This is a genomic window from Campylobacter lari subsp. lari (genome assembly GCF_013372185.1).
In the GTDB taxonomy this organism is placed as follows: Bacteria; Campylobacterota; Campylobacteria; order Campylobacterales; family Campylobacteraceae; genus Campylobacter_D; species Campylobacter_D lari.
On record NZ_CP053830.1, the window covers coordinates 408,430 to 429,681 of the forward strand.

Annotated in this window: 16 protein-coding genes and 5 tRNA genes; 20 read left to right on the forward strand and 1 reads right to left on the reverse strand. The window is 31.8% G+C overall.

All coding sequences use genetic code 11. From position 1 onward, the window contains the following. Positions 1-31 precede the first annotated feature (31 nt). From CLLT_RS02175 to CLLT_RS02195, 5 genes are all read left to right on the forward strand, one after another. Entirely contained in the window at positions 32-2,431 is a 2,400-nt protein-coding gene (locus CLLT_RS02175) for a molybdopterin-dependent oxidoreductase (protein ID WP_074692575.1), read from the forward strand. A gap of 2 nt (positions 2,432-2,433) precedes the next feature. Continuing rightward, positions 2,434-2,967, forward strand: a complete 534-nt coding sequence (locus tag CLLT_RS02180) for an SH3 domain-containing protein (protein ID WP_012661172.1) — start codon at positions 2,434-2,436, stop codon at positions 2,965-2,967. Positions 2,968-2,973: 6 nt separating this feature from the next. Then, positions 2,974-4,131 carry a glycosyltransferase family protein gene (locus CLLT_RS02185; protein ID WP_012661173.1) on the forward strand — a complete coding sequence of 386 codons (1,158 nt, stop codon included), beginning with the start codon at positions 2,974-2,976 and terminating at the stop codon, positions 4,129-4,131. Further along, positions 4,128-4,868: a pilus assembly FimT family protein gene (locus tag CLLT_RS02190; protein ID WP_074692573.1), complete on the forward strand. Its 741-nt coding sequence runs from the start codon at positions 4,128-4,130 to the stop codon at positions 4,866-4,868. Before CLLT_RS02185 ends, CLLT_RS02190 begins: the two co-directional genes overlap by 4 nt. A gap of 399 nt (positions 4,869-5,267) precedes the next feature. Further along, complete coding sequence (locus CLLT_RS02195; protein ID WP_074692569.1) at positions 5,268-6,503, forward strand: major outer membrane protein; 1,236 nt, start codon at positions 5,268-5,270, stop codon at positions 6,501-6,503. A 23-nt stretch (positions 6,504-6,526) separates the two neighbouring features. On the opposite strand, the gene CLLT_RS02200 is transcribed toward CLLT_RS02195, so the two are convergent. Then, entirely contained in the window at positions 6,527-7,267 is a 741-nt protein-coding gene (locus tag CLLT_RS02200; RefSeq protein ID WP_012661176.1) for a YaaA family protein, read from the reverse strand. Between the two features lie 91 nt (positions 7,268-7,358). Here CLLT_RS02200 and CLLT_RS02205 point away from each other — a divergent pair. The 15 genes from CLLT_RS02205 to rpoC all read left to right on the forward strand — a co-directional run bounded on the left by CLLT_RS02205 (position 7,359) and on the right by rpoC (position 21,146). Further along, positions 7,359-7,434: transfer RNA gene (locus tag CLLT_RS02205), tRNA-Thr, on the forward strand. A 47-nt stretch (positions 7,435-7,481) separates the two neighbouring features. Further along, positions 7,482-7,567: transfer RNA gene (locus tag CLLT_RS02210), tRNA-Tyr, on the forward strand. 7 nt (positions 7,568-7,574) lie between these two features. Continuing rightward, positions 7,575-7,651, forward strand: a tRNA-Gly gene (locus CLLT_RS02215). Positions 7,652-7,757: 106 nt separating this feature from the next. Continuing rightward, positions 7,758-7,832: transfer RNA gene (locus CLLT_RS02220), tRNA-Thr, on the forward strand. 65 nt (positions 7,833-7,897) lie between these two features. After that, positions 7,898-9,097 (forward strand): elongation factor Tu, encoded by a 1,200-nt coding sequence (tuf, locus tag CLLT_RS02225; RefSeq protein WP_012661177.1) that lies wholly within the window; start codon positions 7,898-7,900, stop codon positions 9,095-9,097. Between the two features lie 39 nt (positions 9,098-9,136). Next, the gene (gene rpmG, locus CLLT_RS02230) at positions 9,137-9,295 is read left to right on the forward strand and encodes a 50S ribosomal protein L33 (RefSeq protein WP_012661178.1); all 159 of its coding nucleotides are present in this window, start codon (positions 9,137-9,139) and stop codon (positions 9,293-9,295) included. A gap of 21 nt (positions 9,296-9,316) precedes the next feature. Beyond that, positions 9,317-9,392: transfer RNA gene (locus CLLT_RS02235), tRNA-Trp, on the forward strand. 16 nt (positions 9,393-9,408) lie between these two features. Further along, on the forward strand, positions 9,409-9,591 hold the full coding sequence (gene secE, locus CLLT_RS02240) for a preprotein translocase subunit SecE (protein ID WP_012661179.1): 183 nt from the start codon (positions 9,409-9,411) through the stop codon (positions 9,589-9,591). A 4-nt stretch (positions 9,592-9,595) separates the two neighbouring features. Next, a complete protein-coding gene (gene nusG / locus CLLT_RS02245) occupies positions 9,596-10,126 on the forward strand; it encodes a transcription termination/antitermination protein NusG (protein WP_012661180.1) in 531 nt (176 codons plus the stop codon). Positions 10,127-10,149: 23 nt separating this feature from the next. Then, entirely contained in the window at positions 10,150-10,575 is a 426-nt protein-coding gene (gene rplK / locus CLLT_RS02250) for a 50S ribosomal protein L11 (RefSeq protein WP_012661181.1), read from the forward strand. A 63-nt stretch (positions 10,576-10,638) separates the two neighbouring features. Further along, complete coding sequence (gene rplA / locus CLLT_RS02255; RefSeq protein WP_012661182.1) at positions 10,639-11,340, forward strand: 50S ribosomal protein L1; 702 nt, start codon at positions 10,639-10,641, stop codon at positions 11,338-11,340. Between the two features lie 154 nt (positions 11,341-11,494). After that, positions 11,495-11,974, forward strand: coding sequence for a 50S ribosomal protein L10 (rplJ, locus tag CLLT_RS02260; RefSeq protein WP_074692988.1), 480 nt, complete (start codon positions 11,495-11,497; stop codon positions 11,972-11,974). An 18-nt stretch (positions 11,975-11,992) separates the two neighbouring features. Next, positions 11,993-12,370, forward strand: coding sequence for a 50S ribosomal protein L7/L12 (gene rplL, locus CLLT_RS02265; protein ID WP_012661184.1), 378 nt, complete (start codon positions 11,993-11,995; stop codon positions 12,368-12,370). 96 nt (positions 12,371-12,466) lie between these two features. After that, complete coding sequence (gene rpoB, locus CLLT_RS02270) at positions 12,467-16,600, forward strand: DNA-directed RNA polymerase subunit beta (RefSeq protein WP_074692990.1); 4,134 nt, start codon at positions 12,467-12,469, stop codon at positions 16,598-16,600. Continuing rightward, positions 16,593-21,146, forward strand: a complete 4,554-nt coding sequence (gene rpoC / locus CLLT_RS02275) for a DNA-directed RNA polymerase subunit beta' (protein ID WP_012661186.1) — start codon at positions 16,593-16,595, stop codon at positions 21,144-21,146. The genes rpoB and rpoC overlap by 8 nt, the downstream gene beginning before the upstream one ends. Positions 21,147-21,252 lie beyond the last annotated feature (106 nt).

Here is a 21,252-nt window from a genome sequence, read left to right on the forward strand (position 1 = left end):
AATATTCATTTTGTTAAAAAAAGGATATTTTATGAGTCTAACAAGAAGAAAATTTCTAAAAGGTTTAGCAGCAAGTTCAGCTATAGCTAGCGTTAATCCTTTATTAGCAGCAAGTGAGGGAACTAAATTTTATGATGTTAAAAAAATTCCTCATGCTACTCACTTTGGTGCTTTTTACGCAGATGTAAATTCAGAAGGTAAGATTGTAAAAATTACTCCTCAAAAATCCGATAAACATCCTTCTATTATTACTGATGCAATTATTGATAGAACATATTCAGATACTAGAGTAAAGTATCCTTGTGTTAGAAAAAGTTTTTTAGAAGGTAAAAAAAAGCCTAAACTAAGAGGCAAAGAGCCTTTTGTAAGAGTGAGCTGGGAAAAAGCTTTAGAACTTGTATTGCAAAAATTACAAGAAACACCAATTGAAAATTTATTCAACGCTAGTTATGGTGCTTGGGGGCATGTAGGCTTATTGCATAATTGTAATTCAGTAGCAGGAAGATTTTTTAATACTGCTTTAGGCGGTCACATAGGAACCGATGGGGAGTATAGCAATGGAGCTGCTGGTAAAGTAAATGCTAGTATAATAGGGGATTTAGAAGTTTATTCTTTACAAACTTCTCATGAGGTTATTTTGGAAAATACCCAAGTTTATGTTTTATGGGGAGCTGATCTTTATAAATGCAACCAAATTGACTTTAAAGTTGCAAATCGTGGAAATGATGAGTATTATAAAAAATACAGCAAATCAAATATCAAATTTATTAGCATTGATCCTCAATACACTCAAACTGCAGAGATTTTAAATGCCCAGTGGATTAAAATTCGTCCAAATACCGATGTAGCTTTAATGCTTGGTATGATGAATTATTTATATAAAAGTGGAAAATACGATAAAAAATTCATTGAAAAATATACTGATGGTTTTGACAAATTCTTACCTTATTTGCTTGGAAAAACTGATGGTATTGATAAAACTCCAGCTTGGGCTGCAATTATCACTGGTGTTGAAGAAAAAGTTATCACAAGCTTAGCAGATACTTTTGTAAAAAATAGAACCTTCTTAGCAGGTAACTGGGCTATGCAAAGAGCGCACCATGGCGAACAAGCTGATTGGACTTTAATGGTTTTAGCTTCTATGATAGGTCAAGTGGGTTTGCCTGGTGGCGGATTTGGTTTTTCAATGCATTATTCAGGTGGTGGACAAGCATTTTCAGGTGTAAGATTACCAGTAGGCTTACCACAAGGTAAAAATAATCTTGACACCAATATCCCTGCAAGTAGAATTTCAGAAGCAATATTAAATCCAGGTAAAACAGTTAAATTTAAAGGTAAAGAAATCACCTATCCAAAAATCAAACTTATGTATGTAGTAGGTGCTTCTGTATTAGGTCATCATCCAGATACAAATGAACTTATCAAAGCACTAAGAACTCTTGATACACTAATCGTGCATGAGCCTTGGTGGACTTCTATGGCAAAAATGGCTGACATTGTATTACCATCAACAACTACCTTAGAAAGAGATGATATTAGTTTTGGTGGTTCTTATTCTCAAGATTATGTTTATGCTATGAAAAAAGTAATTGAGCCTTATTTTGAAAGTAGAAATGATTATGATATTTTTGAAGAATTAGCAAAAAGAATAGGTGAAAGAGAGCATAAAAAATTCACCGGAAATAAAACAAAAGAGCAGTGGCTTGAAGGATTTTATGGCAGAAGTGATTGTCCTTATTATATGGAATTTGCTGATTTTTGGAAACAAGGATTTATTCATTTTGAAGCTCCAAAAGAAGCTTATAGCTTTGTAAGACACTCTGAATTTAGAGCCGATCCTATAGCAAATAAACTTGCAACAGAAAGTGGAAAAATTCAAATTTATTCACCAAAATTTGAAAAATATAATTTAGAAGATTTTAAAGCACATCCGACTTGGTTTGAACCAGCTGAGTGGTTAGGTAATGAAAAATTAGTTAAAAAATATCCTTTCCATTTGTTAAGTCCACATCCAAGATATAGAGTGCATTCTCAGCTTGATAATACTTGGGTGAGAGATTTGTATAAAATTCAAGGTAGAGAGCCTGTGGTGATTAATACAAATGATGCTAAAAAACTTGGCATTACACACGGAGAAGTTGTAGAAGTATATAATGATCGTGGATCACTTTTAGCAGGGGCTTTTGTAACAGATAATATCATGGAAGGGGTTATTAGTATCCAAGAGGGTGCTTGGTATGACCCTGAAGATGTAAGCGATAGCAAGCCAAGATGTAATGCAGGTCATGTAAATGTTTTAACAAGCTCAAGACCAACTTCAACTATGGCTCAAGCAACTAGCGTAAATACTTGTCTAGTGGGTATTAAAAAGCTAAAAGAAGTTATAAAACCTTATAATTCAACTACACCGCCAGAAATTATAGGAGCTTAATAATGAAGAAAATTATATTAGTATTGACTTTTTTAGCTAGTGCTTTATTTGCTAAAGATATGTTTATTTTTAATGAAAAAGTAGATCTTTTAGATAGTGCTAACAAAAAAGTGGTAGGACAAATTTATGAAGGCTCTAAAGTAGAGCTTATAAAAGAAGAGGGTGGGTACTCTTTGATTAAAGTTAAAGGTGAGGTTGTGGAGTCAAATCCAAAAAGCCTTGCTTATACAAAAGATGGAATTTATCTTTTGCTTACTTTAGATGCTAAAAATGCAAGCAATGAAATGGAATTTTTAGTTGAAAGTAAAGATTTAACCGATCAAGAAATTCTTGCTTGGGATGAGATAGAATTAACTTATTATGATACTTGTACAAGTTGTCATGCAGCGCATAAGCCAAAAGAACATTTAATGGAAGAATGGGATGCATACTTGTCTGCTATGCAAGGTTTTGCAAAAATTACTGATGCAGAAAAAGATAGAATTTTAAGATTTTTACAATCTCACGCAAGTAATGGTCCTGTAAAACTTGACTAATCAAAAATGAAAAGGTATTTACTAGCCGTTTTATTTTTTGATTTTTGTGCTTTATTGTATGGCATAAGCACTTTATCTATAAGCTACAATGAAGCGCAAATTTATTTTTATGATCATAGCTTAATTGCTATGATCGCTAGATTTGGCACTACTCTTTTTGGTCAAAATGATTTTGGGTTAAGATTTCCTTTTGTTTTATTACATTCTTTAAGCTGTATTTTATTATACATTTTAGCTTTAAAATACACCAAAACTTCTTTTGATGCCTTTATTTCTGTTGTGCTTTTTATATTGCTTCCTGGTAGTGTAGCTAGCGCTTTATTGCTTAATGAATCATCTATTGTAATATTTTTTACACTTTTAATTTTAGTATTATTTGAACATAAGAAAATATTTTTATTTTATATTTTATTGGTTTTAGTTCTTTTTATAGATGGAAATTTTGCAATTTTGTACTTATCTTTTTTCTTTTATGCTATTTATAAAAAAGATAAATTACTTATTATATGTTCTTTGATTTTATTTGCTATTGCAATGAGTGTTTATGGATTTGATGCAAGTGGAAAGCCTAAGGGGTATTTTTTGGATACTTTGGGTATTTTTGCAGCTTGTTTTTCACCTTTGATTTTTCTTTATTTTTTTTATGTTGTTTATAGAATTCTTTTGCAAGATGATAAACCGCTTTTATGGTTTATTAGTGCGACTACTTTTGTTTTTTGTTTGATTTTTTCTATAAGACAAAGGCTTTTTTTAGAAGATTTTTTACCTTTTTGTGTGGTTTGTACGCCTTTGTTGATTCGTTATTTAATGTCTTCTTATCGCTCAAGAATACCACAATTGCGTCTAAAACATAAAATTTTTATAGAATGTTCTTTGGTGTTTTTATTATTTTTTTATCTTGGTATTATTTTTAATCAAAGTTTTTATTATTTATTAAAAGATCCAAAAAAACATTTTGCATATGATTATCATATAGCTAAAGAATTAGCTCTAAATTTAAAACAACACAATCTCACGCATATTGCTACACAAGATAAAGAACTAGCATTAAGACTTAAATTTTATGGTATTTCTAAGGGCAAACTAGAGCTTCATTCTAGTAAAAAAGCTAGTAAGATTTTCATTAATTTAGGTAAACATAAAATTTATTATTCTATAAAATGAAACAGGCATTTACTTTAATAGAACTAGTTTTTGTTTGTATTATATTATCCTTATTATTTTCTATGGCTTATATTTATTATAAACCTGATTATTTGCGTTTGGGAGCTGAGCAAGTTTTAAATGATATTAAATACACAAGACATTTGGCTTTAATGCAAAATGATTTTAGAGTTAAAGAATTTAACATTGCTAAACGAGAGTGGTTTAAGGCTAAATGGCAACTGTATTTTATACGCTCAAAATCCGCTACCAATAATGAACAAACCTATACCATTTTTTTAGATAAAAATGGTGATGGAAATGCAAATATAGGTAAAAATATGATTAATAAAGACAGAGAAATAGCTGTTGATCTTATCAATCCAGATATATTAATGAACTCAGGTCAAAGTGGAGTAATAAATCAAAATGATTTCAAAGCAAATTTAAAATACAATATAGAAAAAACCTATGGTATATCTAAGGTTCTATTTGAAGGTGCTTGTAAAGGAAGTACGCGTTTAGTTTTTGATGATTATGGTCGTTTATATACACCTTTAAAAAATGCTACACGCGTTTATGATAAACTTACTTCTTTTAATAATGATTGTATTATAAGATTATCTAATGACCAAAATGAGCATATTTGCATTGTTATAAGTCCCATTAGTGGCTATGCTTACATCCCTAAATTTTCTTCAAATAAATCACAAAATATTATACTTAATAATAAAAATACCTATTGCCATACTTTATAAGATGTATTGATAATATATCACCCTGCCCAGTTTCCAAACATTAACTATCAAAGAGCATAATTACATCTGTAAAAGCAAACATTCATAGATAACTCCTTAGTTTTTAAAGATCTAGTTTTTACTAGATCTTTAAAGATATTTAGTTTTAAATATGAATGAGATTATTTATAGAATATAAAATTAGGAATAAAATTAAATTATAATTTTAAAAATTTAATATAATATAGTTTGATTATCTAAACTATAATCATTATATACTAATAATTTATAGTACAACAACATACTATAACTTCAAATATATCCCAATAAATACATATATTTTTATTTACTTTAAGAATTCTCATATAAAACTATGGTATAATACAAGCCATAGTTTTAATTTTAATAAGGAGAATTCTCATGAAACTAGTTAAACTTAGTTTAGTAGCAGCTTTAGCTGCAGGTGCTTTTTCAGCAGCTAACGCTGTTTCACTTGAAGAAGCTATAAAAGATGTTGATGTATCAGGAATGATGAGATACAGATTTGAATCTGATAGAAGAGATATTGGAAATAATCAAACTATCGGTGGTTATAACAATCCTGGTAATAGCAACAACACACATAAGTTTAAATCTCAATTAAACTTCAAAGCAGCTTTAGATGATAACTTCAAAGCTTTTGTTCAATTCCAATATAGCACTAGCGAATTAGGCTATGGCAATACAAGAAATGAAAAAAATGAAATTACTAAAAAAGTTGGAACAAATACTCATTCAACTTTTGCTGTTCAACAAGCTTACTTAGAATACACTAACGAAGCTTATGCTACAAATGTAATCTTCGGTAAAATGGAAGTTGGTTCTATTTGGACTGATGATGCAGTAGGTACAGGAGCTAAAGTTCTTAACAATTCTATCGAAGGCTTAACTTTTGCTGGTTATTGGTTTGATAGCTTCAATGATGAAGATGATGGTGATTTTACTAGCTTAGGAATTAAAAATTCATCTTTATACGGTGCTGCTGTATTAGGTGACTTTGATCCATTTGCATTCCAAGTATGGGCAGCTTATGCTAACAGCTGGGCATTCTTATATGCAGTAGATGCTAGCTATAAATTTGCATTCAACGACATGAACTTCAAAATCCAAGCTCAATACTTAGGAAATAGCTTAGACAGCGAACATACTAAAGCTGGAAGTACTTTAGATGATGGTAATTTCTATGCAGGTAAAGTTTCAGCAGATATTTCTGCATTTGATTTACAAGCTGGTGTAGTTGGTTATGGTGATAAAAATAAATATACAGTTACTACATTGGAAGATTTAGGTAGAGTTATCGCTCCAGGTCAACAAATTTTCTATTCTGATGGCAGTGATTTAAGAGGTAGTACTGGTGAAAACTTCTTCTATTTTGCAGGTTTAGGCTATACTTTTGCTGAAACTTTAAGAGTAGGATTTGACTATATCGGTGGTAAATCTAAACAAGCTACTCATGATATAGACAAATACGAAATGGTTGGAAGCGTATCTTATGCTTATAGCCCAAAACTTACATTTAGCGGATTCTATTCTTACCTAAGTGAAGATTTCAACACAGCTGGTAAAGATAATGCTAACGATCAATTCATCAGACTTGAAGCTCTATACAAATTCTAATTATAAAAGCTAAGCCAAAAGGCTTAGCTTACTATATCTAAGATTATCTCTTCTTTTAATCCCTGTATTTTAATTTCTTTTATTTTTAAATCATTAGGTAGATTTTCTAATAAAGCTTCTTTGTCATGTATATTTTTACTTGCTAGTATTCTTAATATTTTACCCCTATAAGCCTTTGCAAAGTGACTTAAGGTTTTGGAATTTTTTAAAAAAGTGAGGGTAACAAAGGGTTGTTTAATGGTGTAAAATTTTTCATAAAATTTAGCTCTAAGATCGATTATTAATTCATTTTCTAAAAAATTATCAAGCTCACTGGAAAAATTTTCTTTATAAAATTTTTCTATATTAAAATTTTTGATTTTCTCACCTTGTTTTAATTTATAATAAGGTATTAAATCTTTTGCTAAAATAGGACCAAAAAGATTTGAAAATATCAATACATTTTCATCTATATATTTTTTAGAAATTTCATCCAAACTTTCATAATCTAAATATTTAAAAGCAACACCATTGTATCTTTGAATCGCTTTAGTCGTATCTTTTTTTAATATATCTTGGCTAAGATCATATAATTCATCTTTGTCTTTGATACCAAAAAATTTTTCAAGAACATTTTCATCGCATTCTTTTATAAAATTATTATATTTGGCAATTACTTCAAGTCTTTTATCGTATAATTTGCTAAATATGAATGATTTTTCGTTTAAACAAGTATGTGTATTTATTTTACCCTTACCCTCGCTAGGTGAAAATAAAATTTTCATAATAAATCCTTTATTTTTTAAAAATTATACAAAATTATTTAAAACACTTGACATTAATTCAAAATTACATTATAATTCAACTTTATTTTTTGCTGGTTTAGCTCAGTTGGTAGAGCAGCTGCCTTGTAAGCAGCAGGTCGGGGGTTCAAGTCCCTTAACCAGCTCCATTGTTAATAGCAGTGTTTGACCAGAAATAAAAAGCATTTTTATTCATGGTGAGTTACTCAAGTGGCCAACGAGGGCAGACTGTAAATCTGCTGGCTTTCGCCTTCCGTGGTTCGAATCCACGACTCACCACCATTGCTTTGCGGGAGTAGCTCAGTTGGCTAGAGCATCAGCCTTCCAAGCTGAGGGTCGCGGGTTCGAGTCCCGTTTCCCGCTCCAACCTGATTTTGGTAGAGTGAAACTGGGAGCTGTTTTTAAATTCAGAATTTCTAGCAGTTTCAAATTTCCAAAATTTTTATAGTTTATGTTTTTAATTTTTCTGAGCGCTCGTATGGCTCAGAGGTAGAGCACTCCCTTGGTAAGGGAGAGGTCGCGGGTTCAAGTCCCGCTATGAGCTCCATTGATTTCAAAAGATTATAAAACATAAATTAGTATTTGTTTGTAAATTTTATATGGAGGAAAAAGATGGCTAAAGAAAAATTTTCACGTAATAAGCCTCACGTAAATATTGGTACTATTGGTCACGTTGATCATGGTAAAACTACTTTAACAGCTGCTATCTCTGCTGTTCTTTCAAGAAGAGGTTTGGCTGAGCTTAAAGATTATGATAATATCGATAACGCTCCTGAAGAAAAAGAGCGTGGTATTACTATCGCTACTTCACACATTGAGTACGAAACAGAAAATCGTCACTATGCTCACGTAGACTGCCCAGGTCACGCTGACTATGTTAAAAACATGATTACTGGTGCTGCTCAAATGGACGGTGCTATTCTTGTTGTTTCTGCAGCAGACGGCCCTATGCCACAAACTAGAGAGCATATCTTACTTTCTCGTCAAGTAGGTGTACCATATATTGTTGTTTTCATGAACAAAGCTGATATGGTTGATGATGCAGAATTATTAGAATTAGTTGAAATGGAAATTAGAGAATTACTAAGCTCTTATGATTTCCCAGGAGATGATACTCCAATTATTTCAGGTTCAGCATTACAAGCTCTTGAAGAAGCAAAAGCTGGTCAAGATGGTGAATGGTCTAAAAAAATCTTAGATCTTATGGCTGCAGTTGATGATTATATTCCAACTCCGGCTCGTGATACAGATAAAGATTTCTTGATGCCAATCGAAGATGTTTTCTCAATCTCAGGTCGTGGAACTGTTGTTACCGGTAGAATTGAAAAAGGTGTTGTAAAAGTTGGTGATACTATAGAAATCGTTGGTATTAGAGACACTCAAACAACCACAGTTACTGGTGTTGAAATGTTTAGAAAAGAAATGGATCAAGGTGAAGCTGGTGATAATGTTGGTGTATTACTTCGTGGAACTAAAAAAGAAGATGTTGAACGTGGTATGGTTCTTGCTAAACCAAAATCAATCACTCCACATACTGATTTTGAAGCAGAAGTTTATATCTTAAATAAAGATGAAGGTGGTCGTCATACTCCATTCTTTAATAATTATAGACCGCAATTTTATGTAAGAACAACTGATGTTACAGGTGCTATTAAACTTGCAGAAGGCGTTGAGATGGTTATGCCAGGCGATAATGTTAGAATTACTGTAAGTCTTATTGCTCCAGTTGCACTTGAGGAAGGTACTCGTTTTGCTATCCGTGAAGGTGGCCGTACTGTTGGATCAGGTGTTGTTTCTAAAATTATTAAATAATTATAAGCGAGATTTGATCTCGCTTTTTAAGGAATAAAAATGAGAATTAAAGTTGGTTTAAAATGTGAAGAGTGCGGTGATATTAATTACAGTACTTTTAAAAATAGTAAAAATACAACTGAAAAGTTAGAATTAAAAAAATATTGCCCAAGATTAAAAAAGCATACAATTCATAAAGAAGTTAAATTAAAAAGTTAAGGCTTTTATAAAAAAGCCCTTAGGGCAATAGCTCCAACGGTAGAGCGCCGGATTCCAAATCCGATGGTTGGGGGTTCGAATCCCTCTTGCCCTGCCACAAAATAAGGTAAAATATGGAAAAACTAATAACTTATTTTAAATTGTCAAAAGCTGAATTAGGAAAAGTAATTTGGCCTTTGAAAGAGCAAGTTAGAAATGCTTATATTACAGTTTTTGTAGTTGTTACTGTTGTTTCATTATTTTTAGCATTAGTTGATTTGATTATGTCATTTTCATTGTCTAAGATTATAGGATAGAAAAATGAATCATAAATGGTATGCAATTCAAACTTATGCAGGTAGTGAGATGGCTGTAAAAAGAGCCATAGAAAATTTAGTTAGAGATCATGGAATTCAAGAGCAATTATTAGAAGTAATTGTTCCAACTGAAGATGTGATTGAATTTAAAAATGGTAAAGAAAAAATAAGTGAAAGAAGTTTGTATTCAGGCTATGTATTTGCTAATATAGACTTATCAACAGAACTTTGGCATAAAATTCAGTCTTTACCAAAGGTTGGTCGTTTTATAGGTGAAAGTAAAAAGCCAACCCCATTAAGTGAAAAAGATATCAATCTTATTTTAGAAAAGGTGAAAAACAAAGCAGCACCTAAGCCTAAAATTTCATTTGATAAAGAAGAAAGTGTAAGAATAACTGAAGGTCCTTTTGCAAACTTTGTTGGTATTGTAGAAGAATATGATATGGTTAGAGGAGTTTTAAAGCTAAATGTTTCTATATTTGGTAGATCAACTCCAGTAGAAATCTTATACTCTCAAGTTGAAAAAATAGTTTGATAATTAAGTAAAGGAGAAAGGTTATGGCTAAAAAAGTCGTAGGAGAAATAAAATTACAAATAGCTGCTACTAAGGCTAACCCATCACCACCAGTTGGTCCTGCTTTGGGTCAACAAGGTGTTAATATTATGGAATTTTGTAAAGCATTTAATGAGAGAACAAAAGATATGGCTGGTTTCAATATCCCAGTTGTTATCACTGTGTATGCTGATAAAAGCTTTACATTCATAACAAAACAACCACCAGCTACAGATTTAATTAAAAAAGCTGCAGGAATTTCTAAAGGTGCAGATAACCCTTTAAAAAACAAAGTGGGCAAACTAACTAAAGCACAAGTTTTAGAAATTGTTGATAAAAAAATCGCTGATATGAATACAAAAGATAGAGAGCAGGCTGCTAAAATTATCATGGGTTCTGCTCGTTCTATGGGTGTTGAAATCGTAGATTAATACTCTTTACCGCCAAGAGTTTAAAAAGGCGGTAGCACTTTATATAAAATGCGGAGAAAATTGATGTCTAAAAATACTAAAAGATTTACAGAATTATTAAAAAAAATAGATTCAAATAAAAACTATTTAATGGATGAGGCAATAAGCACAGTAAAAACTCTTGCTTCTGCTAAATTTGATGAAACAGTTGAAATTGCTTTAAAACTAAATGTTGATCCAAGACATGCAGATCAAATGGTAAGAGGTAGTGTTGTTTTACCTTGCGGTACAGGTAAAAAAGTTCGTGTTGCTGTTATTGCAAAAGATGCAAAAGCTGATGAAGCGAAAAATGCAGGTGCTGATATAGTTGGTAGTGATGATTTAGTAGAAGAAATTCAAAAAGGTAATATGAATTTTGATGTTTTGATTGCTACACCAAATTTAATGGGCCTAGTAGGTAAAGTAGGTCGTATATTAGGACCTAAAGGTTTGATGCCAAATCCTAAAACAGGTACAGTAACAATGGATGTTGCTCAAGCTGTTAATAATGCTAAAAATGGACAAGTTAATTTCCGTGTTGATAAACAAGGAAATATCCATGCAGGTTTAGGTAAAGTTAGTTTTACTCAAGAACAATTAAAAGAAAATATGAGTGCATTTGTAAAAGCCATTAATAAACATAAACCAGCTGCTGCAAAAGGAAGATATATTAAAAATGCTAGTCTTTCTTTGACTATGAGTCCTTCTCTTTCTCTTGATACTCAAGAATTACTTGATACAAAATAAAATTAATGAGAGTTTTTCTCTCATTAATAAAAATTAGATAAGATAATATCTTTTATTTTATCTAATTTTTATCTTAGATTGGAGATAGCCGAGGTCTTAGGACTTAATTAGATTTTCTGCTCTGCTTGAAATCACCGGTCGGAAAGGAGTAAAGATGACTAAAAGCCAAAAAATTGAACTTGTTTCTAAGCTTGAAGATGGTTTTAAGGCTAGTGAAGCTGTTGTAGTTTGTAACTACAAAGGTCTAAATACTAAAAAACTTGAAGAGCTGAGAAATAATGCGAGAGAAATGGATGTTAAAGTTCAAATTATTAAAAATACTTTAGCAAGTATTGCTCTTAAAAATGCCGGCAAAGATGGAATGGAACTTAAAGATACAAATATTTATCTTTGGGGTGAAGACCAATTAAATGTTTCAAAAGTTGCTGATAAATTTAGCGAAGCTAATCAAACATTTGAAATCAAAACCGCATTTATTGATGGTGAAGTTGCTTCAGTAGATAAAGTTAAAGCTTTAGCTAAAATGCCTTCTCGCAATGAGTTGCTTGCTATGCTTTTGCAAGTTTGGAATGCACCAATTACCAATTTTACAATTGGATTGAATGCATTAAAAGAAAAAAAAGAAGCTGAATAAAATTAAAAAGGATAAAAAATGGCAATTACTAAAGAAGATGTATTAGAATTTATTTCTAACCTAAGTGTTCTTGAACTTTCAGAATTAGTAAAAGAATTTGAAGAAAAATTTGGTGTTTCTGCTGCTCCAGTTATGGTTGCAGGTGCTGCTGTTGCAGGTGCTGCTGGTGGTGCTGCTGAAGAAAAAACTGAATTTGACATCGTATTACAAGATGGTGGTGATAAGAAAATCAATGTAATTAAAGTTGTTCGTGCTTTAACTGGTCTTGGTTTAAAAGAAGCAAAAGACGCAGTTGAGCAAACTCCATCAGTTCTCAAAGAAGGTGTTAGTAAAGCTGAAGCTGAAGAAGCTAAAAAACAACTTGAAGAAGCTGGCGCTAAGGTTGAGCTTAAATAATTTTTTTTGTTTTAAAAGAAAGGATTTTATATCCTTTCTTGTTTTCCTTTAATTAGGATTCTTTCTTTCAATACTTTTACCATGGGGTATAATAATATGTTAAATTCACAATCAGGAAATCGTTTAAGAATAGACTTCTCGAATGTTCCACAACAAATAGACATTCCAAATTTATTACAATTACAAAAGAAAAGTTTTGATTATTTTTTAAACATAGATGCGAAAAATTCAGAAAGTGGAATTGAAAAAGTATTTAAATCTATTTTTCCAATTCATGATCCGCAAAATAGATTAAGTTTAGAATATGTAAGTAGTGAAGTGGGCAAACCTAAGTACACTATTAGAGAGTGTATGGAAAGAGGTTTGACTTATTCTGTAAATTTAAAAATGAAAATTCGCCTTACTTTACATGAAAAAGATGAAAAAACGGGTGAAAAAATTGGTATAAAAGATATTAAAGAACAAGAAATTTATATTAGAGAAATTCCATTAATGACAGATAGAATTTCTTTTATAATAAACGGCGTTGAAAGAGTGGTTGTTAATCAACTTCACAGAAGCCCAGGCGTTATTTTTAAAGAAGAAGAAAGTTCAACTGTTGCAAATAAATTAGTATATACAGCTCAAATTATACCAGATCGTGGTTCTTGGCTTTATTTTGAATATGATGCTAAAGATGTGCTTTATGTGCGTATTAATAAAAGAAGAAAAGTGCCTATTACAATTTTATTTAGAGCACTCGGTTATAAAAAACAAGACATTATAAAATTATTTTACCCTATACAAACTATTCATGTTAAAAAAGATAAATTTTTAACAGAGTTTAATCCAAATGACTTTTTAGATAGAGTCGAGTATGACTTAAAAGATGAAAAAGGTAATATAATTCATCAAGCTGGTAAAAGAATGACAAAGAAAAAGGCTGAACAGCTTGTAAAAGATGGGATTAAATGGGTTGAATATCCAGTTGAAATTTTAACAAACAGATATTTAGCTAATCCTATTATTAATAAAGAAACTGGTGAGGTTTTATTTGATTCTTTAACGCTATTAGATGAAAGCAAACTAGCTAAAATTAAAGAACAAAAAACATTTGATATAGCAAATGATTTGGCTAATGGAGTAGATGCTGCAATTATAAATTCATTCATTCAAGATAATGAAACTTTAAAATTATTAAAACAAACTGAGAATATAGATGATGAGAATGATTTAGCAGCTATTAGAATTTATAAAGTAATGAGACCAGGGGAACCTGTAGTGAAAGATGCGGCTAAGGCTTTTGTAAATGATTTATTTTTTAATCCTGAAAGATATGATTTAACAAAAGTTGGCCGCATGAAAATGAATCATAAATTAGGCTTAGATACACCTGAATATGTTACGGTTTTAACCAATGAAGATATAGTAAAAACTGCAAAATATTTAATTAAGGTAAAAAATGGTAGAGGTCATATTGATGATAGAGACCATTTGGGTAATCGTCGTATTAGATCAATCGGAGAGCTTTTAGCTAATGAATTGCATGTTGGCTTAGCAAAAATGCAAAAGGCTATTAGAGATAAATTTACGGCTTTAAATACAGATATTGATAAAGTAATGCCTTATGATTTGATTAATCCTAAGACAATTACTGTAACAATTATGGAATTTTTTACCGGCGGGCAATTATCTCAATTTATGGACCAAACAAACCCATTAAGTGAAGTGACTCATAAGCGTCGTTTATCAGCACTTGGTGAAGGTGGTTTGGTTAAGGAAAGAGCTGGGTTTGAAGTGCGTGATGTTCATGCAACTCATTATGGAAGAATTTGTCCTGTTGAAACTCCAGAAGGTCAAAACATCGGGTTAATTAATACGCTTTCAACTTATGCTAAAGTAAATGATCTGGGTTTTGTTGAAGCACCTTATAAGAAAGTAGAAAATGGAAAAGTAAGTAACGAAATTGTTTACTTGACTGCTACTCAAGAAGAGGGTCTGGTGATTGCTGCAGCTTCAACTAAAATCGATGAAAAAGGTAGTATTGTTGAGGAATTTGTTGAAGCAAGACAGGATGGTGAGACTATACTAGCAAGAAGAGAAGAAGTGCATTTGATTGACCTTTGTTCGGGTATGATTGTAGGGGTTGCAGCGTCGTTAATCCCATTTTTAGAACATGATGATGCAAATAGGGCTTTAATGGGTTCAAACATGCAGCGTCAAGCAGTGCCTTTACTAACCGCACAGGCTCCTATAGTGGGTACTGGTATGGAAAAAATTATCGCTCGTGATGCTTGGGAAGCTATTAAAGCTAAAAGGGCAGGGATTGTAGAAAAAGTTGATAATAAAAATATTTTTATTTTGGGTGAAGATGAAAACGGACCATTTATAGATCATTATAAAATGGAAAAAAATCTAAGAACAAATCAAAATACAACTTTTACGCAGCATCCAATTGTTAAAAAAGGAGAATTTGTTCAAGTAGGTCAAATCATTGCTGATGGTCCAAGTATGGATCAAGGTGAACTTGCTATTGGCAAGAATGCCTTAATTGCATTTATGCCATGGCATGGGTATAACTATGAGGATGCGATTGTTATTAGTGAAAAAATATTGCGCGAAGATACCTTTACTAGTGTACATATCTATGAAAAAGAAGTTGAAGCTAGAGAATTAAAAGATGGTGTAGAAGAAATTACTAAAGATATACCAAATGTTAAAGAAGATGACTTAGCACATCTTGATGAAAGTGGTATTGCAAAAATTGGTACTCATATTAAACCTGGTATGATTTTAGTTGGTAAAGTTTCTCCAAAAGGTGAAGTAAAACCAACCCCTGAAGAAAGATTATTAAGAGCTATTTTTGGTGAAAAAGCAGGACATGTTGTAAATAAATCTTTATATGCAACTGCTTCTATGGAAGGTGTTGTTGTTGATGTAAAAATCTTTACTAAAAAAGGCTATGAAAAAGATGCTAGAGCTATTAAAGCTTATGATGAGGAAAAATTAAATTTAGAAAAAGAACATCACGATAGACTTTTAATGATGGATAGAGAAGAAACTTTAAGAGTTTGTTCATTGCTTTCTAAAACTGCTTTAAATTCAGATGAGGAAATAAATGGTCAAAAATATAAAAAAGGCGCAAAAGTTGATATCAAAGAACTTGAAAAAATTAATCGTTTTGCGTTAAATTCTTTAGTTAAAGCGTATTCTAAAGATGTTCAAAAAGAATATGAAGATTTAAAAAATCATTTCCAAAATGAGAAGAAAAAGCTCAAAAGTGAGCATGATGAAAAACTTGAAATTTTAGAAAAAGATGATATTTTACCAAGTGGAGTAGTTAAACTTGTAAAAGTTTATATAGCAACCAAAAGAAAACTCAAAGTTGGTGATAAAATGGCTGGACGCCATGGAAACAAAGGTATAGTTTCAAATATCGTTCCTGAAGTTGATATGCCATATTTACCTGATGGAAGACCTATTGATATAGCTTTAAACCCTTTAGGTGTTCCAAGTCGTATGAATATAGGCCAAATTCTTGAAAGTCACTTGGGTATAGTTGGTATGAGACTTGGTGATCAAATTCAAGAAATTTTCGATAAAAAACAAAAAGATTTTATTAAGCAATTGCGAACAAAAATTCTTGAAATTTGTAGTGTATCAAGACTAACTTTAGAAAAGAAATTTGTTGAAAGTTTAAACGATGAGCAGCTTATTTCTTATGCAAGAGATTGGGCTAGAGGCGTTAAATTTGCAACTCCTGTATTTGAAGGTGTAACTGTAGAAGAATTTAGCAAGCTTTTTGAGATGGCAAAAATAGCTATGGATGGAAAAAGTGAGCTTTATGATGGAAGAACCGGTGAGAAAATGGCAGAACGCGTACATGTTGGATGTATGTATATGCTAAAACTGCATCACTTAGTTGATGAAAAAGTGCATGCAAGAAGCACAGGACCTTATAGCTTAGTAACACAACAACCAGTTGGTGGTAAAGCATTATTTGGTGGTCAAAGATTTGGTGAGATGGAAGTTTGGGCTTTAGAAGCTTATGGTGCAGCGCATACTTTAAGAGAGATGCTTACTATAAAATCTGATGATGTTGAGGGAAGATTTAGTGCTTATAAAGCTTTAACAAAAGGTGAGAATGTTCCAGCTACTGGTATTCCAGAAACATTCTTTGTACTTACAAACGAATTAAAATCTCTTGCTTTAGATGTTGAGATTTTTGATAAGGATGAAAATAATGAGTAAATTTAAACCTATCGAAATAAAAGAAGATGGTAGACCAAGAGACTTTGAAGCTTTCCAGCTAAGACTTGCAAGTCCAGAAAAAATAAAATCTTGGTCATATGGTGAAGTAAAAAAACCAGAAACTATTAACTATAGAACCTTAAAGCCAGAAAGAGATGGATTATTTTGTGCTAAAATTTTTGGCCCAGTGAGAGATTATGAGTGTCTTTGTGGCAAATACAAAAAAATGCGTTTTAAAGGCATTAAATGTGAAAAGTGTGGGGTTGAAGTTACTACTTCAAAAGTTCGTCGCTCAAGAATGGGGCATATAGAGCTTGTAACTCCTGTTGCTCACATTTGGTATGTAAATTCTTTACCAAGTCGTATAGGAACATTGCTTGGTGTTAAAATGAAAGATTTAGAGCGTGTATTGTATTATGAAGCATACATAGTAGAAAATCCAGGTGATGCATATTATGATAATGAAAATTCAAAAAAAGTTGAATTTTGCGATGTTTTAAATGAAGAGCAATATTTAAATTTAATGCAACGCTATGAAAGCAGTGGATTTAAAGCTAGAATGGGTGGAGAAGTTGTTAGAGATTTGCTAGCAAATTTAGATCTTGTTGCATTGTTAAATCAATTAAAAGAAGATATTGCTTCAACAAATTCTGAAGCCAAGAAAAAAACTATTATCAAGCGCTTAAAAGTTGTAGAAAATTTCTTAAATAGTAATTTAAATAGCAATACAAACATTGATGAAGTTGTGCCAAATAGACCTGAATGGATGATGATCACAAATCTTCCTGTGTTGCCACCTGATTTAAGACCTTTGGTTGCTTTAGATGGTGGAAAATTTGCTGTTTCTGATGTGAATGATTTATATAGAAGAGTTATTAATAGAAATACTCGCTTAAAAAGATTGATGGAGCTTGATGCACCTGAAATTATCATTAGAAATGAAAAAAGAATGCTTCAAGAAGCAGTTGATGCTTTATTTGATAATGGTAGAAGAGCAAATGCAGTTAAAGGTGCTAATAAGCGTCCATTAAAATCTTTAAGTGAAATCATCAAAGGAAAACAAGGTCGTTTCAGACAAAATCTACTTGGTAAGAGGGTGGATTTTTCAGGTCGTAGTGTTATTGTTGTTGGACCAAAACTTAGAATGGATCAATGTGGTTTACCTAAAAAAATGGCTTTAGAATTATTTAAGCCACATTTGTTAGCTAAGCTTGAAGAAAAAGGTTATGCAACAACTGTTAAGCAAGCTAAAAAAATGATAGAAAATAAAACTAATGAGGTTTGGGAGTGCTTAGAAGAGGTTGTTAAAGGTCATCCTGTAATGCTTAACCGTGCTCCAACCTTGCATAAACTTTCCATCCAAGCTTTTCATCCTGTGCTTGTAGAGGGTAAAGCGATTCAACTTCATCCATTAGTGTGTGCGGCATTTAATGCTGACTTTGATGGGGATCAAATGGCTGTGCATGTGCCTTTATCTCAAGAAGCGATAGCTGAGTGTAAAGTATTAATGCTCTCATCTATGAATATCTTGCTTCCAGCAAGTGGTCGTTCTGTAACTGTACCTTCTCAAGATATGGTTTTGGGGATTTATTATCTATCTTTAGAAAAAGATGGTGCTAAAGGTGAGCATAAAATTTGCACAGGTATTGAAGAGGTTATGATTGCTCTAGAAGCAAAATCTTTAGATATTCATGCAAGCATTAGAAGTGTAGTTGATGGAAGAAAAATCACAACAACCGCGGGTAGATTGATTATTAAGTCTATCTTACCTGATTTTGTTCCTGAAAATATGTGGAATAAAGTCATGAAGAAAAAAGATATCGCAGCTTTGGTTGATTATGTTTATAAAGAGGGTGGCCTTGAAGTAAGTGCTAGCTTTTTAGATAAACTAAAAGATCTTGGTTTTGAATATGCAACAAAAGCAGGTATTTCTATTTCAATTGCTGATATTATTGTGCCTGATCAAAAGCAAAAAAATATTGATGAAGCTAAAAAACAAGTAAGAGAAATTCAAAATTCATATAATCTAGGTTTAATCACTTCAGGCGAAAGATATAATAAGATTATTGATATTTGGAAAAGCACTAATAATATCTTGTCAAAAGATATGATGGAGTTGATTAAAAAAGATAAAGAAGGATTTAACTCTATTTATATGATGGCAGATTCTGGTGCTAGAGGTTCAGCAGCCCAAATTTCACAGCTTGCTGCGATGAGGGGTCTTATGGCTAAGCCTGATGGCTCAATTATTGAAACGCCTATTATTTCAAATTTCCGTGAAGGGCTTAATGTGCTTGAGTATTTCATATCAACTCATGGTGCTAGAAAAGGTCTTGCAGATACAGCGTTAAAAACGGCAAATGCAGGTTATTTAACAAGAAAACTTATCGATGTGGCACAAAATGTAAAAGTTACAGTGGATGATTGTGGTGCGCATGAGGGTGTTGAAATTAATGAAATCACAGCAGATGGTGTCGTAATTGAAACCTTAGAGGAAAGAATTTTAGGAAGAGTCTTAGCTGAAAATATTATTGATTCTATTACTAATGAAATTTTATTTTCAGAAGGTACTTTGATAGATGAAGAAAAAGCTAGAGTAATTGTTGAAAGTGGTGTAAAAAGTGTAAGTATTAGAACTCCTATTACTTGCAAAGCTAAAAAAGGAGTTTGTTCTAAATGCTATGGTATTAACCTAGGTGAGGGCAAATTAGTTAAGCCAGGTGAAGCTGTAGGTATTATATCTGCTCAATCAATCGGTGAGCCAGGAACTCAGCTTACACTAAGAACTTTCCATAGTGGCGGTACTGCTAGTACAGATTTGCAAGATCGTCAAGTAGTAGCACACAAAGAAGGTTTTGTGAGATTTTATAATCTTAACACTTATGAAGATAGACAAGGTAAAACTATCGTTGCCAATCACCGCAACGCTGCTATTTTACTTGTTGAACCAAAAATCAAAGCTCCATTTAAAGGAACTATCCATATTGAACATGCATATGAAGATGTAGTGGTTAGCGTTAAAGCAAAAAACAATGAAGCTAAATTTATATTAAGAAAATATGACTTAGCAAAAGCTAATGAGCTTGCCGGTGTAAGTGGTAATATCGAAGGTAAGTTATATATTCCATATAGCGATGGTGTTGAAGTAGCTGAAAATGAAAGTATTGTTGAAGTAATCAAAGAAGGTTGGAATATACCAAATCGTATTCCTTATGCAAGTGAATTGCTAGTAAAAGATGGTGATCCTATCACTCAAGATATTATAGCAGGTGCAAAAGGCACATTAAAATTTTACATGCTCAAAGGCGATGGTTTAGATAGGATTAAAAATCTTAAAAAAGGTGATGTAGTTAAAGAAAAAGGTGTTTTTGTTGTTATTGCTGATGAAAATGATAGAGAAGCAAAAAGACATTATATACCAAGAGAATCCGTAATTGAATTTGATGATAGTGCTTTTGTGGATAATCCTAAAGCTATCATAGCAAAATCAAGCAAAGAAGATAAAACTATCATTGCTGAATGGGATGCATATAATAACACCGTAATTGCAGAGGTTGCAGGTACTATAAATTTTGAAGATATTGAATCAGGCTATAGTGCCGATGAACAAATTGATGAAGCAACAGGTAAAAGATCTTTAGTAATTAATGAGTATTTACCAAGTGGTGTGCGTCCAGCTATTTTAATTCTTGGAGAAAAAGGTAAAATGGTTCGTTATCAATTAGAACCAAAAACCGTTATTTATGTAAATGATGGAGATAAAGTTAAACAAGCAGATATTTTAGCTAAAACTCCAAAAGCAGCAACAAAATCAAAAGATATTACGGGTGGTCTTCCAAGAGTTTCAGAATTATTTGAAGCAAGAAAACCAAAAAATACTGCCGTAATTGCTGAGATTGATGGTGTAGTAAGATTTGATAAGCCTTTAAGATCGAAAGAAAGAATTATTATTCAAGCTGAAGATGGTAGTAGTGCTGAATATTTAATCGATAAATCAAAACGCATTCAAGTAAGAGATGGTGAGTTTATCCATGCTGGCGAGAAATTAACTGATGGAGTTATTTCAAGTCATGATGTGCTTAGAATTTTAGGTGAAAAAGCATTACATTATTATCTAATTTCTGAAATTCAACAAGTTTATCGCGGTCAAGGTGTTGTAATTTCTGATAAGCATATTGAAATTATTGTATCGCAAATGCTAAGACAAGTAAAAATTGTTGATAGTGGTCATACAAATTTTATAGTTGGTGATTTAGTTTCAAGAAGAAAATTCAGAGAAGAAAATGAGAGAATTTTAAAATATGGTGGTGAACCAGCTGTAGCTGAACCTGTATTGCTTGGGGTTACAAGAGCGGCTATTGGAAGCGATAGTGTTATTTCAGCTGCTTCATTCCAAGAAACTACTAAAGTTTTAACAGAAGCAAGTATTGCAGGTAAATTTGATTATTTAGAAGATCTTAAAGAAAATGTAATACTAGGCCGTATGATACCTGTTGGAACAGGGCTTTATAGCGAGCAAAACATAAAACTTAAACAACAAAATTAAATTTAAACCTTGTAAAATTTACAAGGTTTTTCTTCTTTTTTCTCCTTAAATATTTAGTTTATAAATTTATAAGTATATTTTAGTTATAATATTAGTTTATTATTTT

Excerpts from the sequence above, each read along its gene's own strand:
- CLLT_RS02175 (WP_074692575.1), top strand. The coding sequence starts at position 32 with ATGAGTCTAACAAGAAGAAAATTTCTAAAAGGTTTAGCAGCAAGTTCA.
- CLLT_RS02180 (WP_012661172.1), top strand. The coding sequence starts at position 2,434 with ATGAAGAAAATTATATTAGTATTGACTTTTTTAGCTAGTGCTTTATTT.
- CLLT_RS02185 (WP_012661173.1), top strand. The coding sequence starts at position 2,974 with ATGAAAAGGTATTTACTAGCCGTTTTATTTTTTGATTTTTGTGCTTTA.
- CLLT_RS02190 (WP_074692573.1), top strand. The coding sequence starts at position 4,128 with ATGAAACAGGCATTTACTTTAATAGAACTAGTTTTTGTTTGTATTATA.
- CLLT_RS02195 (WP_074692569.1), top strand. The coding sequence starts at position 5,268 with ATGAAACTAGTTAAACTTAGTTTAGTAGCAGCTTTAGCTGCAGGTGCT.
- CLLT_RS02200 (WP_012661176.1), bottom strand. The coding sequence starts at position 7,267 with ATGAAAATTTTATTTTCACCTAGCGAGGGTAAGGGTAAAATAAATACA.
- tuf (WP_012661177.1), top strand. The coding sequence starts at position 7,898 with ATGGCTAAAGAAAAATTTTCACGTAATAAGCCTCACGTAAATATTGGT.
- rpmG (WP_012661178.1), top strand. The coding sequence starts at position 9,137 with ATGAGAATTAAAGTTGGTTTAAAATGTGAAGAGTGCGGTGATATTAAT.
- secE (WP_012661179.1), top strand. The coding sequence starts at position 9,409 with ATGGAAAAACTAATAACTTATTTTAAATTGTCAAAAGCTGAATTAGGA.
- nusG (WP_012661180.1), top strand. The coding sequence starts at position 9,596 with ATGAATCATAAATGGTATGCAATTCAAACTTATGCAGGTAGTGAGATG.
- rplK (WP_012661181.1), top strand. The coding sequence starts at position 10,150 with ATGGCTAAAAAAGTCGTAGGAGAAATAAAATTACAAATAGCTGCTACT.
- rplA (WP_012661182.1), top strand. The coding sequence starts at position 10,639 with ATGTCTAAAAATACTAAAAGATTTACAGAATTATTAAAAAAAATAGAT.
- rplJ (WP_074692988.1), top strand. The coding sequence starts at position 11,495 with ATGACTAAAAGCCAAAAAATTGAACTTGTTTCTAAGCTTGAAGATGGT.
- rplL (WP_012661184.1), top strand. The coding sequence starts at position 11,993 with ATGGCAATTACTAAAGAAGATGTATTAGAATTTATTTCTAACCTAAGT.
- rpoB (WP_074692990.1), top strand. The coding sequence starts at position 12,467 with ATGTTAAATTCACAATCAGGAAATCGTTTAAGAATAGACTTCTCGAAT.
- rpoC (WP_012661186.1), top strand. The coding sequence starts at position 16,593 with ATGAGTAAATTTAAACCTATCGAAATAAAAGAAGATGGTAGACCAAGA.